Source organism: Streptomyces sp. NPDC093094 (assembly GCF_044754345.1).
In the GTDB taxonomy this organism is placed as follows: domain Bacteria; phylum Actinomycetota; class Actinomycetes; order Streptomycetales; family Streptomycetaceae; genus Streptomyces.
The window spans coordinates 106,062-123,239 of the sequence record NZ_JBIVOX010000004.1 but is presented as its reverse complement, the minus strand read 5'-3'; the positions used below and the strand labels follow the sequence as shown (position 1 = coordinate 123,239).

9 protein-coding genes are annotated in these 17,178 nt (G+C 74.8%); all 9 read left to right on the top strand.

Annotated elements, in window-relative coordinates; all coding sequences use genetic code 11:
- Positions 1-23 precede the first annotated feature (23 nt).
- Positions 24-1,793, top strand: a complete 1,770-nt coding sequence (locus tag ACIQGV_RS09195; protein ID WP_402492616.1) for a hypothetical protein — start codon at positions 24-26, stop codon at positions 1,791-1,793.
- The gene (locus ACIQGV_RS09190) at positions 1,787-4,816 is read left to right on the top strand and encodes a DEAD/DEAH box helicase (RefSeq protein WP_402492614.1); all 3,030 of its coding nucleotides are present in this window, start codon (positions 1,787-1,789) and stop codon (positions 4,814-4,816) included. Before ACIQGV_RS09195 ends, ACIQGV_RS09190 begins: the two co-directional genes overlap by 7 nt.
- On the top strand, positions 4,813-6,003 hold the full coding sequence (locus ACIQGV_RS09185) for a hypothetical protein (protein WP_402492613.1): 1,191 nt from the start codon (positions 4,813-4,815) through the stop codon (positions 6,001-6,003). Before ACIQGV_RS09190 ends, ACIQGV_RS09185 begins: the two co-directional genes overlap by 4 nt.
- Positions 6,004-6,044: 41 nt before the next feature.
- Positions 6,045-6,233 carry a hypothetical protein gene (locus tag ACIQGV_RS09180; protein WP_402492612.1) on the top strand — a complete coding sequence of 63 codons (189 nt, stop codon included), beginning with the start codon at positions 6,045-6,047 and terminating at the stop codon, positions 6,231-6,233.
- A 211-nt stretch (positions 6,234-6,444) separates the two neighbouring features.
- On the top strand, positions 6,445-8,703 hold the full coding sequence (locus tag ACIQGV_RS09175) for a vWA domain-containing protein (protein ID WP_402492611.1): 2,259 nt from the start codon (positions 6,445-6,447) through the stop codon (positions 8,701-8,703).
- Positions 8,704-8,815: 112 nt separating this feature from the next.
- Positions 8,816-12,451 carry a tubulin-like doman-containing protein gene (locus ACIQGV_RS09170; protein ID WP_402492609.1) on the top strand — a complete coding sequence of 1,212 codons (3,636 nt, stop codon included), beginning with the start codon at positions 8,816-8,818 and terminating at the stop codon, positions 12,449-12,451.
- Positions 12,448-15,006, top strand: a complete 2,559-nt coding sequence (locus ACIQGV_RS09165) for a hypothetical protein (RefSeq protein WP_402492607.1) — start codon at positions 12,448-12,450, stop codon at positions 15,004-15,006. The genes ACIQGV_RS09170 and ACIQGV_RS09165 overlap by 4 nt, the downstream gene beginning before the upstream one ends.
- Positions 15,000-16,073 carry a hypothetical protein gene (locus ACIQGV_RS09160; RefSeq protein WP_402492605.1) on the top strand — a complete coding sequence of 358 codons (1,074 nt, stop codon included), beginning with the start codon at positions 15,000-15,002 and terminating at the stop codon, positions 16,071-16,073. The genes ACIQGV_RS09165 and ACIQGV_RS09160 overlap by 7 nt, the downstream gene beginning before the upstream one ends.
- Positions 16,073-17,173 carry a hypothetical protein gene (locus ACIQGV_RS09155; protein ID WP_402492604.1) on the top strand — a complete coding sequence of 367 codons (1,101 nt, stop codon included), beginning with the start codon at positions 16,073-16,075 and terminating at the stop codon, positions 17,171-17,173. Before ACIQGV_RS09160 ends, ACIQGV_RS09155 begins: the two co-directional genes overlap by 1 nt.
- The last annotated feature ends 5 nt before the right edge of the window (positions 17,174-17,178 follow it).

The following is a 17,178-nucleotide window of genomic DNA, read 5'->3' as shown; positions in this document are numbered from 1 at the left end:
AAGTTCCATGCGGTGCGACCGTTGTGGTCCTCACCGCGCTGGACCTGGAATTCGACGCGGTGGAAAGCCGGTTGGCGGGGGTCCGCCGGGGGCCGAGGGACGACATCGGCACCCGGTACCGGATGGGCTGGGTCGACGGCACCCCCTGGCAGGTCGCCCTCGCGGAGATCGGCCCGGGCAACGACGGTGCCGCCGTCGTGACGGCCAAGGCCGTTCAGCTGTTCGCGCCGCGGCTGGTGATGTTCGTAGGGGTCGCGGGCGGCCTCAAGGACAGCGTCGAACTCGGAGACGTGGTGGTCGCCACCAAGGTGTACGCCGTGCACGGCGGCAAGGAGGAGGCCGGTGCCTTCCGGGCCCGGCCGGACTCCTGGCAGCTGGCCCACGACCTGGCCCAGCTGGCCATGGAGACGCGGCGGGGCGACTGGGCCGGCACGCCGGGCGAGGGAGCCGGCGATCCGGCGCCCCGGGTCCACCTCAAGCCGGTGGCCGCCGGCGAGGTGGTGCTGAACAGTTCCGTGTCCTCGCTGCGCGACCAGCTGCGCGACCACTACGAGGACGCGGTCGCCATCGAGATGGAGAGCGCCGGGATGACCCGGGCGGCGCACATGTCCGGCGCCTGCCCCGCCGTGACCGTCCGGGGCATCAGCGACAAGGCGGACGGCCGCAAGCACGACGCGGACCGGCACGGCGGACAGAGCACCGCCGCCCGCCGGGCCGCGGCCTTCGCCCTCGGCATGATCCGCCGGCTCGACGACCCCGGCCGGGGACGGGACGGTGCCGCGGCGGACGACGTGCCTGCCCGCCCCCGGCGGCCGGACCCCGGCGGACCCCGGCCCCGGCCGCCGGGGGCGGGCGGCTGGTCCGCCGGGGAGGTCGTGGATGTCGCCGGCACCGGCTATCTGCTCCAGGAGGAGTACCTGGCGCGGCACGTCCCGGCCGGCGGCACGGTCCGGGAGTTCAGCGGCCGCGCCCTGCGCGTGGGCCCCGCCGGGGCGCGTGGACGCCCGCGCTTCGTCTGGCTGCGCCGGGTCGAGGCCGTCGACGGCGGCGACCGCGCCGCGCTCGCGGCCCTGTCCGCCCTGCGCCGTGAGAACGACCTGCTCGGCGAGCTCGCCCCGCGGCCCGGACTGCCGGCCGCCGGAGTCCATCGGACCCTGGGGCCGCGCGGCGCCCTCCTGTGTCTGCCCTGGCCCGCCGCCGGCCACCGGGCGGGCGGTCCGGCACCCACCCTGTCGGAGACGTACGGGCAGTCCGGGCCGCTGCCCGGAAGCCTGCTGTACCGCGCCCTGCCAGCCCTCGCCGGCCTGGCCGACGCCCTGGACGTCCTGCACCGCGCGGGGTTCGCCCACCGCTGCCTGGACCCGGCCGCCGTCCTGGTCGTCGACGGCGGAGCGCTGCGGCTGCGGGACCTCGGCCTGGCGTTCCGCAGGCCGGAGCCCGGTGAGGGGCCCGAGGCGCACCGGGCCCCCGAGCAGTGGCACGGGGACTTCCGCTCGCACCTGGTCGGCGCGCCGACGGACGTCCGTCAAGCGGCCTCGCTCGTCTACCGGCTGATCAGCGGAGTACAGCCGGAGACCGGAGCGGTCGTGCCCGTGCGCGTGTACGCCCCGGCGGCACCCCCGAGCCTGGAGCGTGTGCTGCGCGCGGCTCTCGACCCGGACCCCGCCGCACGTCCCACCGCGGCGGCGCTGGCCGACGGACTGCGGCGGAGCGCGGCGGATCTCCGGGCCGCGGCTCCCGGCACGCGTACGGCGGGTCCCGGGGCACCGGCCGGGGGTGCCCCGGCATGCTGATGCGCCCCGTGGCCCTGCCCGGTCCCGTGGTCGTCGTCCCGGCCCGCTCCCTGGACGGTGTCCTCGGCCGTCTGCGCCGGGACCACCCCGGCCTGCCCGACTGCGTCGAGGATCTGACGGAGGACTTCCGCGAACGGGCCGAGGTCCCCGCCGTGCTCGCCGCGCGCGACGGCCGCGGCGGCGGACGAGAACTCCTGCTGTACGGCCGGGGCTTCCTGGCCGTGCTCGTCCCGGACGCAGGAACCGGCACCGGTCCCGGCAGCTCCACCGGCACAGGCGCAGGCGCCCGCGCCGGTACCGGCCGGTGCTATCGGATGCGTACCGTGCGGCCGCTGCGCTTCAAGGACCACCACCGCCTGGCCCAGGGCTGTCTGCTGCTCGGTCCCACCGGCTGGAGCTCTCGCTGCACCGCGGGCGCGCTCCCGGAGGGGGCCGACACCCACTGGGAGGTCCTCACCGCGCAGTGGGAACTGCTGCGCAAGGAAGTGGCGCACGGCAGGGGTGCCTCGGAGCCGGGCGCGCGCGAACGGCGCCTGCTGGACGAGCTCGACCGCGCCGTCGACAAGGAGTTCGCGATCCAGCGCGAACAGGCCCGCGCCGTGCCGCCGCTGCCGTACCGCGCGGTGGTCCCGGCGGCCGGCCGGCGCCTCACCAGCCGCTCGGTGCACACCTTCGACCTGCACGGCCGCCGTACGCCGGGATTGGAGGAGGTGGTGCAGGTCCGCGGTCTGCCGGAGCTGCGCGGTCAGGTCGTGTCCGTGGACGACGCGGCGGCGCGCGTCACCGTGGCCTTCGACCGTGCCGTCGACTGGCGGCACCTGCCCCGGCAGGGGGAGCTGGAACGGGTCGCGAACCGCACCGCCCACACCCGTCGCACCGACGCCCTCGCCGCGCTCCGGGACGGCACCGCCCGCAATCCGCTGCTGCTGCCGGTGCTGGCAGGAACCCGGCCGCCACGGGCGGGCCGCGTCCACGGCACGCCCGTGGAGCGGCTCGACGACTGGCAGCGTGCCGCGTTCGCCACCGCCCTCGCCACCCGGGACCTGTCGGTCGTCGTCGGCCCGCCCGGCACCGGCAAGACCAGGGTGGTCACCGAGGTGGTCCGGGCCGTGGTCCGCGAGGGCGGCCGCTCGGCCCGTGTCCTCGTCACGGCACACAGCAACGCGGCCGTGGACAACGTGCTGAGCAGGCTGCCCGAGGATCTGGTGGTCGTGCGCGTGGGACACGAGGACAGGGTCTCCGACGCGGCCCGTCCCCTCCTTCTCCAGACCCGGGCCACGGCGCTGCGCCAGGGCGTCCTCGACCGGGTCGGGGTCCGTCTGCGGAGCCACGACGGCGGCGGCCGGGCCGCGGACTGGGTGAAGGCCCTGGAGGACGCGCTGGACCGGCTGGCGGCCGCGGTGGGGAGGCAGGAGACGGCCCGGGCCGCTCTGCGGCAGGCCGTACGGTCCGTGGCCGGTCCGGCCCAGGACCGGGTGGACCGCCTCGCGGCGCGTCTGGGGCGGGCCCGGCGCCGGCAGGCACGTCTCGCCCGGCGTCGCACCGGACTGCGGCACCGCCGGGACCGGTGGCGGGCCGCGGGACACCACCCCGTGACGGGCCTGCCCCGGCGTCTGCTGCTGTGGTGCTGCGCGTCGCTGCTGGCCCGCGCGGAAGCGGCGCTCTCGGCCCAGGACGGCGTGACCGCACGCGCCGAGCAGGTCCGGCGCGAGGCGGAGACGGCACTGGACGCGGCGACGCGCGACCATCCCGCGGTACGCCGGGAGCACGCGCTGCTGCGGGAGGCCGCACGGGAGTGCCGCGAGACACGCGAGGCCGCCTTCGAGGCGGCCCTGCACTGCCGCAGGCTGCTGGCCCCGGTCGCGGAGGGACCGCCTCTCACGGAGCCCTCCCGCGAAGGGCCGGAGCCGCCCGACGACCGGCCGCTGGCGGCGTTCGCCGACTGGGCACGGCAGGCGGCGCCCCTGCTGGCCGCCCGGCGGGAGCTGCTGTCCCAGTGGCATGACGACGTCTCGGCGGCCACCGACCAGCTGCAGGCCGAACTGATCCGCTACGCCCATGTCGTCGGCGCCACCAGCACGGGCTCCGCCGGTCCGGCCCTGCTCACCGGTGTGGAGTTCGACCTCGCCGTCGTCGACGAGGCCGGGCAGATCACCACCGCGGACGCGCTGGTCCCGCTGGTGCGGGCGCGGCGCGCGGTGCTGGTGGGCGACCACCGGCAGCTTCCCCCGTTCCGCGACGAGGAGGTGCTGCGCTGGGCCCGGGACCACGCCGGGCAGGAGGCCGCCGAACTGATCGGCAGGAGTGTCCTGGAACTGGCGCAGGAACGCCTGCCCGAGCATGCCGTCGCCCGGCTGTGGGAGCAGCGGCGCATGCCCAGGGAAGTGGCCGACTTCTGTTCCCGGGCCTTCTACGGCGGCCGGCTGGTCACCCCCGCCGGGCGCCGGGCGGTGCCCTCGCGGCTGTTCCGCAGCCCCCTCGTGCTGGTCGACACCTCGGACCTGCCGGTGGGCGACCGGGCCGAGAGCAGGCCGCCCCGGTCCGCGGTGGACGGCACGCGGGGCTTCGTCAACACCGCCGAGGCCGAACTGCTCGCGGGCCTCGCGGAGCACTGCGCCGAGCACGACGAGGAGTGGGCGGTCATCGTGCCCTACCGCGCCCAGGCGGCGCTGGTCCGGTCCCTGCTCGCCCTCCCGGCCGCCGGCCGCGGTGACGTGGCCACGGTGGACTCCTTCCAGGGCGGCGAGCGGGACGTCGTCCTGTACGGGTTCACCCGCAGCAATCCCGAGGGCGCGGTGGGCTTCCTCGACGAACTCCGCCGGGCCAACGTGGCCTTCACCCGGGCCAGACGGCAGCTCGTGCTGGTCGGCGACCTGGCCACCCTCACGCGCGCCCGCGACACCGCGTTCCGCGCGCTCGCCCGCGACCTGCACCGGCATGTCGCCGAGCAGGGCCAGATCCTCCCGTACCGCGAGCTGCGCACGCTCCTCCGGCAGCGGCGCGACCGGGGGGCCGGGCGGTGAACGCGCGCACGGCGCTGGGCTTCCGTCCCGCGGGGGCGCTGGAGCACGCCGCCTTCGTCCTCGGGGCCGCGCCCCTGTCGGTGCACACCGTGATGTTTCCCGTCTGGTGCGTGCAGGTGCGGGCGACGGTCACCGAGGCGCAGCCCTACCAGCTGATCGACCGCTATCTGATCCGCGGCATCGCCGAGGCCGGGCTGACCGGCTCCGCGGAGCTGGCGTCGTTCCTCGCCCTGGACCCCGCACTCGTCCGGCAGGCGCTCGCCTTCCTGCGCGCGGTCCGCCATGTCGAGGGCGAGGACGGCAGCCTGGCTCTCACCGCGCTCGGCGAGCGCTCGCTGCGGGACGGGACGATGTACACGGTCGGCCTGGACGACCGCCGGGTCCTGCGCTTCGACGGCTGCTCGTCCGGCCCGCTGACCCGTGCCTACTACGACCGGGCCGGGGCGGGTCTCGCCGCGGCGGCGCAGGAGGGCCGGACGTCGATGCCGCTGCTGTGTCCCGAGCCGTTCCGCGACGAGGCGGTGGCGGAACTCGACGGCCTCGCCGACCGGGAGCGGTACAACCTGCCCGCGGCCGTCGAGCTGCGGGAGGTCGTCGGGCGGGACGTGGAGTACCTGCCCGCCTGCGTCGTGCGCACCGCGCGGCCGTACGACGGGGCCAGGCACCTGGTCTTCCCCCGTCCGCTGCGGGGTGAGCCCGACCTCGGGCTCGGACACGCGCTGGAGACGTCCCCTTCCTGTACGAGCGCCCTGACGGAGGCGCACCGGGGCGCCCTGTCGGCGTTCGAGGAGGAGGCCGGCCGCTGGCTGAGCACCCGGGGGCTGGCGCACCATCAGCCGCGCCGCGGCGACGGCGGTCCGTACCGGGTCGGGCTCGCGGAGGACGCCTTCCGGGGCGCGGACAGCCGGGCACGGCGCCCGCTGGGTTCGCTGGTGGTCCTGCCGAGCGGGGGCTTCTTCCAGATGTGGTGCGAGGACGTACGGGCACGTCGCCGGGAGGTGCTGCGCCGCCTCGGGATCCACCTGGGCGTACCGCGTGCGCCCGAGGCGGTGCGTGCCCGGCTGGCCCTGCTCGGCGCCCAGCTGGATCCCGGCCCGCTCGACGACGACGCGCTGTACGCCGTGGCCGCCGAGGAAGGAGACAGAGCACTCGCTGACCGTTTGCGCCGCATCCTGTCCGAGAGCTGACGCTGTGCGGTCGGCGGAACGGACGCCCTCTTGTCCGACAGATGACGTCGACGGGCGGCCGACGGGTCTGCGGCGCCGGAAATCGACTCCGCAGCCCCTCGCGTTTCGATGAAATTCGATCAGAAATGATCGCGGTGCATCAATTGCAATTCATCAGCGATGCATTCGGGCCGACATCGAGCAATTTCCTAACAGTCCTGCAGAAATACGACGTGCCGATCGGTCGTTGAAATTAGGCTGATCTCCACACGAGCCGCCCCTGGGGAGAGGGCGTCATCTTGTGGACAGCGGCCCATGGACGCGGACCACCAAGGCACACGCGGCTGTTCCGGCAGGACCGCCCGGAAGACCCGGCTCACGAGGGAGGCCTCATACGAGGCCGTGGGGAGCAGACCAAGAGTGACAGCAACCATGAGCCGGGCGTTCCGGGAGCCACGGGCCGTGGCACCGGCCGCTCGCCCCGCCGTACGGCGCCTCGCGGCGCTGCTCGTCGGAGCGGTCCTCACCACCGCCGCACTGTCCGGGCCCTTGGGGGAACGGACCGCGGCGGCCGCCTCGCCGGGCGGCACCGCGGCGGACAAACCGGTGGACTACGTCGTCGCCGTCGACCAGTCCGCCAGTCTCGGCGCCGGGGAGATCGACCGGGAGCGGGAGGCCGTCAACGCCATCGCCCTGGGCGAACCCTCCAACGACTCGACCATGGAGGTGCTGGGCTTCGCCAGCGCCGAGAAGGTCGGCCAGACCGCCGTCGACAAGGTCTGCCCCGCCCGGACGCTCGACACGGTCGGCAGGGAGAAGATCGCCGACTGCGCGGCACAGCTGCGGCGGCGGAGCGCGGACGAAGGCGCGGGCACGGACTTCATCGAGGTGGTGCGCCAGGCGGTCACCGACCTCCGCGACCGGCCCGCCGGCACCCCGCGCGTGCTGTTCCTGCTCACCGACGGCATCCTCGACGTCGACGACAGCCTGAAGTACAAGGACCTCGACGAGCAGAGCGCGCAGGAGGCCGCGCGCTCCGACCTCGCCGACGCCCTCGCCGGGGCCGCCGACGCCCAGGTGCAGATCTGGCCCCTCGGCTTCGGGGACGCCCGCGAGGACGTCCTGCGGGACATGGCCGCGGCCGGGTACCAGGCCGGCTGCCGCAACATCCCGGGAGCCCGCCCGCAGGCCCGCGTGGTGCAGGCGGAGCGACTCGACGGCGAGCTGCAGAGCACCTTCGCCGCCGCCCGCTGTCTCTACCACGAGGAGGGCGACCGGCAGCGGCCGCCCGGCGAACTGACGGTCCGTATCTCACCGCTCGCCACCGAGGGAACCATCGTGGTCTCCAAGGGGGACCCGGCCGTCACCGCGTCGTACTACGCCCCCGACGGCCGTGAGATCAAGCCCTCCAGCAGCGACCAGGACTCCACCTACGCCTTCTCCGGCCAGGGCAGGGCCACCGAGTCGCTGCGCATCACCCGCCCCCTGGCCGGCCGCTGGAAGGTCAGGCTCGACGCGCCCGAGGGCCACCGCGACCGCCTGGCCACGATCAGCGTGCTCTGGCACGGATCGGTGCGCTCGACGATCTCCCTGAGCGCCTACTCCCCGGCCGCGGGAAGCCAGGTCGAGATGTACGTGCCGATCCTCACCCGCCAGGAGACCCGGCTGGACAAGCGGGACCTGAAGGGCATCAAGGTCACCGGGAGCCTCACCGGGCAGGGGATCGACCAGGAGGTGCGGATCAGCCTCGCCGACGACGGGGCCGGCCCCGACGAGAACGCCGACGACGGGCGCTTCTCCGGCACCGTGACCGTGCCGAGGACCGCGACCGGCTCCCTCACCTTCCAGTCGCGGGTCACGGCGGTGGGCCTGACCCCCGATGTGCGGTCGCAGCCGGCCGCCGTGTTCACACCCAACCAGCGCCTGGAGGCGGTCCTCGGCCTCGGCACGGCGCGGCTCCACCCCGGCGACAGCCACGAGGCCGGCCTCACCGTCGACAACACGGACTCCCGCGCCCGCACGGTGTTCCTCGCCTTCGCCGACACCAAGGGGGCCGGACTGCGCCTGGAACCCCAGCGCGTCACCGTGCCCGCCGGCACCAGCGGCCACCGCGTCACCGTCCGTCTGTCGGTCGGCGCGTCCGGGGAACTGAGCTTCCCGGTCACCGAGAAGGGCAGCGCGCTCGGCGGGAAGGTCGTCGTCACGGACGAGAAGGGGACCGTGCTCGACGCGAAGCTCCTGGACACCGTGACGGTGAGCAGCAAGCCGGGGGTGATCGACCGGTGGGGCTGGCTCGGCGCCCTCGTCCTCGCCCTGGCGGCGGCGGCAGGCGTGGTCCTCGTCCTTCTGTGGCTGCGCCGCAGGGCGGCCCGGCGGCCTCGCGGCACTCTGGTGCTGGAGGACACCTGGGGCAGGGAGCTCGCCCGTCACCAGGTCATGCCCGGCCGGGAGAGCTGGTACCGCTTCGACGTCGTCGACACCGACAGCGACAGCCCCCGCGTCCAGCGCGCGGACATGGGCGCGTGGGGCATGCGCCGCAACCCCGACGGCGGTGCCGACATCCGCATGCCCGACGGGGCCGTCGAGGAGAACCTGGCTCCCGGCCAGGGGCTGCGCATCGGTGACGACCTCGTCCTGAAGGCCGTCGACGACACCACGCCTCCCGCTCCCGAGGAGTCCTGGTCCCCGTACGCGGCCGAGGCACAGCACCCCGAACTCTGACATCACCACCCCGGCCGCCGCACGGCACGGCGCACCCCGCGCGTGCCCGGCGGCCCCTCTCGACCACCACGGACCGGGCCCGCAGTCGGCCCGGCGGGCGGAAGGCCACAGCATGAAGATCAACCAGCCGATGCTCTTCGTCGGCCTAGGCGGCACCGGAGGGCTGGTCGGCTCCGAGCTGGAACGGCGGCTGCGGGCGCAGCTGTGCGGGCCGGACGGCACGGCCCTCAGCCGCGTCGGCATCACCCAGCGCTATCAGCTGCCGGAATGCCTGCAGTTCGTCTACGCCGACTACAGCGAGGCCGAACTCGGCAGGCTGCCCCACCTGAGCGTGGAACCCTCGCTGCAGGCGGCCTACGGGCGCACCGCACGCGCCACCCATGACCTGCTGCCCGGCTACGAGAGTTCGCCCAGCGTCACCCGGGAGCTGCGGGCCGCCCTGCCCCGTGAGACGCACAGCTGGCTGCCGCCCCGCGGCGCCGAACCCAAGATCACCCCGCTGCGCAACGGCGCCGGCGCGCTGCCCACGGTCGGGCGCGCGGCGCTCTACGGCACCCTGCTGCGGGACGACCTGGCCCCCGTCATGGGGCCGTTGCAGCAGGCCATCGACATCATCGGCCGCTCCGGAGGCGAGCTGAGACGGCTCGGCGGCGGCCCCATCACCGGCTGCGACGTCTTCGTCGCCTTCTCGGTGGCGGGCGGCACCGGCACCGGCATCTTCCTCGACTACCTGCACTTCATCGGGCAGGCGTTCAAGGAGAAGAACTTCTCCGGCGTCCGCATCTACCCCCTCGTCGTGATGCCTTCGGCCTTCCCGCTGGCCAAGGGCGGCGGCCGGGACGCCGAACTCAACGCCGCACGGGCCGTGGTGGACCTCTTCCGGCTGGTGGACGAGCAGAACGTGCCGACGGCCGACGACGTCATCGGTGACGTCGACCACGTCTCGACGACCACGATCCGCTACCCCCACGACCGGGTCGTCCGTCTCGACCCCGGCGTGATGCCGACCGCCTTCCTCTTCAGCAGGACGGCTGGCATCCGGCCGGACGATCTGCGCCGCTCCATGGTGTCCCTGATCATGTCGCTCATCGGCGCGGAGCTCGGCGACGCCCCGCACCGCGACGACGAGCACCAGACGTTCGCCTCCAGCTTCATCAACAGCGACGCCAAGCGCCGCATCCGCGCCAAGTCGGGGATCGGGCACCGGGGTGTGTCCACCGCCCTGGTCGCCTCCATGACGGTTCCGCTCGAACCCCTGGCCGACCTGGTCTCCGCGCGGCTGCTCGCCCAGGGCGTCGGCCGCCTGGGCGACTCCTCCGCCCGGCCCAGTCACGAGTACGCCGGCACCGTACGCCGGATGTTCGCCGACGCGGGCCTGGAGGAGCTGTGGAACCGTGAGTCGCTGCCGCTGCCGGAGCCCCGCGCGGTGCCCCGCGGCGGCCCCGCCATCGAGAAGGAGCTGCGCACCCGCGTCACCGACATGCAGTCGCTCCTGGAGGACCTGCGGCGCCGGGTGGCCCGTCGTGTCCCCGTCCTCGCCGAGCAGTTCTCCCCGCCGACCGCCCTGGAGCGGGCCCTGCGCACCATGGACCCCTTCCAGGTCGAACGCATCGTCAGAGGCGTTCCCGGCGACCCGGACCCGGTCACCCGCCACGGAGTGCTGGGCATGCTGGAGAACCGCAGCCGCGAACCCGCCGGGGACCGCGTCGTCCAGCCCCCTGCCGTCCCGCGGGTCAAGGACGGTCTGGCCGGGCCGCTGTCGCGCAGGCAGTGGGGCGATCCCGAGGTGGTGCGCGTCCGGGAGGCCCAGGACCAGTGGTACGCCATGCGGGCCAAGGTCATCTGGCACGAGGCGTGGCGCAGGGAGGAGCAGCGCTGGCGCCCCAAGGCGTCGGCGCTCGTCGCCGAGATCACCCAGCTGGTCGAGACCTTCCACAAGCACAAGGAGGAGGAACCCCGCTCGTACAAGGCGCAGTTGCTCGAACTGTACGACGACCGCACCGGTGTCTCCTACCTGCTGCCGCCCCAGAACAGCCTCACCGACTTCTACGACGACGTGCGGGAGCGTCTGACCAAGCGGGAGAACCTCAGGGACACCGACGACGAGGCCGGTCTGGTGCATTCCATGGTCGGCAGCGACCAGTGGCAGGCGGCCCGGCTCATCGGACGCCGCAACGCCGACGCGGCGATCGCCCCGGTGAAGGCGGCGATCGAGCAGCGCATCAAGGAACTCTTCGCCGAGAGCGGCCTCCGGCACGACGAGCGTCCGCTGCTGCCGTCGATGGGGATGCTCCTGGAGGCGGCGGCGGGCGTCGGCAGCGCCGCGGACGAGATCGGCAAGACGTCCCTCGACCAGTTCCGGTTCAAGATCGCCGGCCTCATCCCGCACGGCTTCGTGCCCGAAGGCGGCGGCCCGCTGAAGGTCCTCGTCGTCTATCCGCGCTCCTCGGCCAAGGAAACCGTCGAGGACTACCTGCGCAAGCACCTGTCGCTGCCCCGCGGCACCCTCGAGTTCAACGGCGTCGAGACGGACTCCATCACGGTGGTCCTCTTCCGCCGCGAGATGAGCCTCACCGAGGTGCCCGAGGTCCGCAAGGTGCTGCTGCGGTGGGCCAAGGCGAAGGAGGCCGAGGACGCCGCCGACTACCTGGACTGGCGCCAGCGCCTCGGGTACGGCGGTGAGTGGCTGGCCAGCACGCCGGAGGACCGCAGGGAGATCCTGCACCGCCTGCTGTGCGCCCTGTGGAAGGGCCAGGTGGAGGTCGTCGAGGGCGACGACGACAACCCCCGCAAGATCCTCGTCCGTCTGCACGAGGGCGAGGGCGCCAATCTGCCCGGCATCGAACTGCGGCTCGGCGAGGAGTCCCGGCACGGGATCTCCGGCTGGGCGCGGCTGCTGCACGCCTACGAGCAGGTGGCCCTGCTCGACGAGGGCGAGATCGTGGAGACGTACTGCAAGGCCCTGATGGAGGGCAGCTACGCCGGGCTGACCACGTCCGGGGCGCCGCCCCACCGGCTGTTCGTGCACCTGGTGGAGAGCCTGGCGCCGCGTCAGGTGGAGGTCATCCGGGAGCGGATGGCGCGCTCCGTGCGTCCTTCGACGGAATGGGCCGCATCGCTGCTGGAGTTCTGGACCGAACTGCTTCCGGCCGCCCTGGACACCCCGTTCACCGACAAGAACGCGCTGGCGCCCACCCTGCGCTCGCTGCGCAAGGTGCTGCTCGACCTGGACGAGGAGAACCGGGCGCAGGGACGCGGAGCACCCCGGACGGGCCCGGGGGCCGGTGACGGACAGCCGCTCCGCGAACCGGGCACGGTGCCGCCCGCGCAGCGCACGGCCGGACACGCCATGTCCTCCCACGGCGCACGCAACGGCGTCCCCAGACCGCAGCCGGATCCGGCCCACGACCCGGACGGGCCCGGCTCCTCCTGGTCCGGCACCGAGCGGTCCGATCAGCTCGACGCCCAGAACGCCGCCGCGTTCCCCTGGGACCGCCGTGACGACGGCACCGGCGGCCACCCGCGGACCGGCGGCGGAACGGGGGACCCCGACGTCGCCGACCTGCCGCTGCCGCCCTTCGCGCAGCCCTACGGCACGGACGACGGCGTCGGCCCCGACGGCTGGCCCGGGGACGAGCCGGACGCCCCGTGGCACGCCCCGGGGTCGGGCCGTTCCGGAGACGGTCCCGCGTCCGGTCCCCGGCACTCCTCCGGCGAACCGGGCGACCCCTGGAAGGACGTGGAGTGAGCTCCGTGCACACCATCGCCGAGGACGGCTTCCCCGCCGACCCGATGATCGTCCTCGACCTGCGGCCGGGCGCGGCGGACCTGTTCAGCCACGAGGGGCTGCGCGCGGCTGTGAACGGACAGCTGCGGGCCGCCGGACGGCCGGAACCCGCCGACGGGCACTACCGCTTCCTGCTCATCGACACCCCGGACGGTCTGGAGACACGCCAGAGCGTGTACGAGCGGGTCATCGGCTACGGCAGGAAGGCGTCGGTCCTCGCTCTGGCGGTGGGCGCGCTGCCCGACGCGCGGCGGCACGCCGGCCCGCCGCCGGCCGACGTCTGGGACCCGCTGGCACTCCCCGGGGACGGGCCCGGGCCCCTCCCGTCCCAGGGGCACGGGCCGCGGCTCGCCCGGCCCGCCGCACTGCAGAACCAGGACTGCGGGCTGCTGTGGGTGGGGGATCTGCGCGCCGCCCGGCTCGCGGGCGATCCCGAGGTCGCCGCCGACGATCCGGACGCCCTCGCCGTGCTCGTCGACGTGCTGTGCGGACTGTTCGACAAGGTCCTCGCGGCGCTGGCCGGACTCTCGGAGTCGGCCGCCGTGCCCGCGGTCCGGTTCCTGGAGCACGACCTGTCGCCGGCGGCGCGCGGCCGGGCCTGGACCGAGGCGCTGGAGCGTCTCGCCGGCGCGGCGGAGCGTACCGCCGGGCCTGCGCGCCCGGAGCTGCCGGGCCCTGTGGAGACACTGCTGGCCGGGCACGGCGACGCCGCAGGCCGTCCCCGGTGTGTGCCCGGCGGCAGACTCGACGGCTCCCGCCGGCGGTGCGCCGAGGCGGTCGACGCCCTGCGGGACAGCCATCGCCGGCTGCGCGGGCCCGGCGGGCTGCTGGAGGCGGGAGCGGGGCGCAGGGCGGCGGCGGCCGTGGAGGACGCCGGAGCGGCGCTGCGGCGTCACCGTGCCCTGGTCGTCGAGGCGCTCCAGCACGACACGCCCCACGACACGGCCACCGGGACCCCGCCCGGCAGCCCGGCCGAACCCGAGGTCGTGCTGCCCGAGTACGACGGCAGCCGTGACGAGCTGCGCGGCTCGCTGCGCTCCTGCGCCGAGAACCTGCTGGAGCGGGGCCTCGCGCTGCGGGACGTGTCGGCGCGTCTGGTGGCGCTGTCGGAGGAGGTCGCTCCCGCGTCCGGTGCCGAGCTGGTGGCCGAGGCCGAGCAGCGGATTCCGCCGGAGCGGCTCGACCGGATCTCGTCCCGGCGCCCCTTCACCGTCCGGGCGTCCGCGACCCGCACCGTGCCTCTGGCCTTCTGCGCCGGTCTGCTCTCCGCTCTCGCCCCCTGGCCCGCCACGCTCGGCGCGCTGGCGGTGCTGCTGGCCGCCGCCGGCGGATGCGTCCGCGCCGGGCTGCTGCGTCCCGGCGGCGTCGGCCGCACCCCGCTGCCCGCCGCCCTGACCGTGATGGGCGCGCTGGTCCCGGGCGCCGTCGCCGGGGCGCTGCTGTCCGGTGTCCTGCCGCTGCCGGTCTGGGCACCGGTCGTGGGCATCGGCGGTGGTCTGGCACTGGCCTGGTTCCTCGTGGTGCGCTGCTGGCGCGAGGCGGTCGACGACTGGTGGCGGCGGACCGGCGCCCCGGACGCCGCCGCCCTGCTCGGGGAGCTGGACCGGCTGCTGACCGACGGCGCACGGCGGCGCTGGTGGGCGGCCGGGCACCGCAGGTACGTGGCCGACCTGGCACGCACCACCGCCGGAGCCCTGCGGGCCGCGGCAAAGACCGCCGAGGAGTTCGCCGGACAGGCCGGTGCCCCGCGGGCGTGGCGCTCGCCGGACGACGGCTGGCAGGACGCGCCCCCGGCGGATCCGCCGGGCCCGGTGCACGTCGGTCCGGCCGCCGGGGAGGACCCGGACCCTCCCGCCGGCCCGCGCTGGCTGGGCAGGGAGGCCGGCGACGGCGGCCCCGCCCTGGTGGACACCCTGCGGGACGATCTCGGCGCGGCCGTCCTCACCGCGCTGGAGCCGCACTGGGCGAGCGTGCAGCGCGGACACGGGTCGGCCGTCCCGTCCGACACGGTGGACAGCGGACTGCGCCAGGTGTTCACGACCGCACGCCGGCACCTCGACCGGCACGGTGTGATCGCGCCCCCGCCGTTCGCCCGGCGGCACGAGAGGACCGGTGACACCGAGGCTCTCCTCGGCATCGCTCCCCGCCGCCCCGTCGACGACCCCGCCGACGCGCCGGGCCGGCAGCCGGTGGAACTCGTCACCGTCGAACAGTCCGCGCTGCTGAGCAAGGACCCGTCCCTCGTCCGGCAGATCAGCTTCGCACCGCACACCGCGGCCGCTCGGACGGACACCGGCGCGGACACGGCGCAGGAGGAGCGGGGCGCCACGACGCCCGCCACCTTCCCCGGACGCTACAGCGGCACCCTGCGGCTGGTGCCCCTGCGGCACGGCGTCATCAAGAACATCCGCCAATACGCCGACGCGACGGACGACCGTCCGGGCGGCCACGCGTTTCACACGGAAAGCGCCGGCGGCGGGCCGCGGCGCCTGGAGGACGACGGCACACCATGGTGACCAATCACAGCACGGCGCAGACGGGGCCGGACGACCTCGACGGCGTACCGGTCCGGCTGACCTTCATCAGCCCGCAGGGCACCCGCCAGACCGTGCCCTCGCGCATGGGCGGGGAGCGGCGCAGAACGACCCCTCCCCCGCTCGCGGCGCACGACGTCCTGCTCGGCGGCAGCGTGCAGGCGGTCCGGCTGAGCTGTGCCGCCGGCGGCACCGACGCCGAGGGGCAGCGGAAGCTGGAGGCCGAGATCCGCGCGGCACTGTGCCTGCACCGGGCCTTCCACGGCACCCCCTACCAGAGCCTGTTCCCCTCCCTGGTCGGCTACGACATGGACGCCGAGGAGCCGTTCGTGGTCTACCAGGTGCCGAGGGGGGACTCGGCCGCCCAGCTGGCGTACGGGATCTCCACCACCGAGCAGCGCACGATCGAACGCGATCTCGTCCTGGCCGTCCGTCTGATGGAGGGCCTGGGGCTGGTCCACCGGGGCCTCGTGCCCGCGGCGGTGCGCTGGGACGGCAAGCGGGCGCAGGTGTGGGACCTCGGTGCGGTGGCCCGGATCGGATCCCGGCGGGTTCCTGTCGGCATGCCGCCGTACGCCGCGCCCGAGCAGCGGCACGGAGTGGGCCGCGCCGACGCGCGGGACGCCCTGTGGAGCGTGGCCCAGATCGTCTACCAGCTGGCGGCCGGGCAGCAGGGGGACCCGGAGGGACCGCCCCGGGACCTGGCCGCCTACCGCTCGCTGGAACGGCCGCTCGGGGACGCCTTCGCGCCCGTCGCCGAGGCCCGTCCCGCACCCGCCGAGGTGCTCGCCCTGCTGATGCCCGGACCGGACCCGGCCGCCCTGGTCGAGGCCAGGCCCGACCCGCTGGAACCTCACCGGCAGGACTACGACCGGGCGATGGAACGCAAGCGCCGGGCCGCGGGACTGGGCCCCTACGGCTTCGGCCACGGCGTCGAGACACCCGCCGCGGGCACCGCCCGCACCGCCGCGCCGCCCGGGGAGGCACGCGGCAGGAGACGAGCCTGGTTCGGCGGACCCGTCGGCGGCCGTGACACGAGGGGACAGTGATGGCGCAGTCGACCACACCGCTGGAGCCGGGACAGATCCTGTGTCCCTACTGCCTCGAAACCGTACGGTACGACGAGGGACGGCTGTTCCGGCGCTCGGAGACACTCCAGTACGAGCGGCTCGACCCCTCCGAGCTCACCAACCCGCTCCGGCGGGCCGACATCCTGCGCGCCGCCTTCCAGAGCTGCGCCGGTGACGGGACGTCCGACGAGCCGCACTTCGTTCCCGTGCCCTACCTGACGAACGGCCGGCCGCTGACCGTGGCGATGATCGGCGCGTCGGGCAGCGGCAAGAGCCATCTGCTCACCCAGATGGTGGCCGAGATCATCGACGGGGGCCTGGATCCCTACGGGGTGCGCATGCAGTCGGTGAACCCCGCGGACCACTCCCAGTTCGTACGGGAGCGCGTGGCCCGGCTGCGTCAGGGCCGACAGCTGGAGGCCACGGGCCAGACGGCGTTCGCCGAGTTCGTCGAGGCGCTGCTGCTGACCGGCCCGGACGGCCAGGTGCGGCCGGTGGCCTTCTTCGACCTGGGCGGGGAGGATCTGCTGCGCACGGACAGCCTGCTGCGTTTCCTGCTCGGGGTGGACGCCCTCGTCTTCGTCGTGGACCCGTTGCTGGCGCTGCGCATGCCCCAGCTCGACGAGCCCCGCAAGCAGGCCCAGCTCGACGTCACCGGGAACGACCCCGCGTTCGAGACGGTGCTGGACCGGCTGCCCCGCAGCGGCGGTTATCTCGATGTCGCCTCCGCCCTGGTGGTGGGGAAGGCGGATCTGCTGCGTTTCGAGCCCCCGGTGGACCGCTGGCTGGCGGACGACGCCTCGAACGTCGTGTTCGACCCGCGTCTGCTGCAGGAGGAGAGCCGGGACGCCTATGCGTTCCTGCGCCGTCACGCCGCCCCCGGCTGGCTGCGGCCCTTCGACAGCGCCCTGCGCTGCACCCTGCACTTCGCCTCCGCGACCGGGGGCAGTGCCCGGGACAGCAGGTTCCCGCACGGGGTGCGTTCCCGCCGGGTGCTGGGACCGCTCGTGTCGGTGCTCGCCATGTGCGGCATGCTCGCCAAGGACACCACGGCGTCGTCCTCGGCGGCAGGAGGCTGATCGGC

Bases quoted from the DNA above. Each gene is read 5' to 3' on its own strand.
- ACIQGV_RS09190 (WP_402492614.1), top strand. From the start codon at position 1,787: ATGCTGATGCGCCCCGTGGCCCTGCCCGGTCCCGTGGTCGTCGTCCCG.
- ACIQGV_RS09180 (WP_402492612.1), top strand. From the start codon at position 6,045: ATGACGTCGACGGGCGGCCGACGGGTCTGCGGCGCCGGAAATCGACTC.
- ACIQGV_RS09170 (WP_402492609.1), top strand. From the start codon at position 8,816: ATGAAGATCAACCAGCCGATGCTCTTCGTCGGCCTAGGCGGCACCGGA.
- ACIQGV_RS09160 (WP_402492605.1), top strand. From the start codon at position 15,000: ATGGTGACCAATCACAGCACGGCGCAGACGGGGCCGGACGACCTCGAC.
- ACIQGV_RS09155 (WP_402492604.1), top strand. From the start codon at position 16,073: ATGGCGCAGTCGACCACACCGCTGGAGCCGGGACAGATCCTGTGTCCC.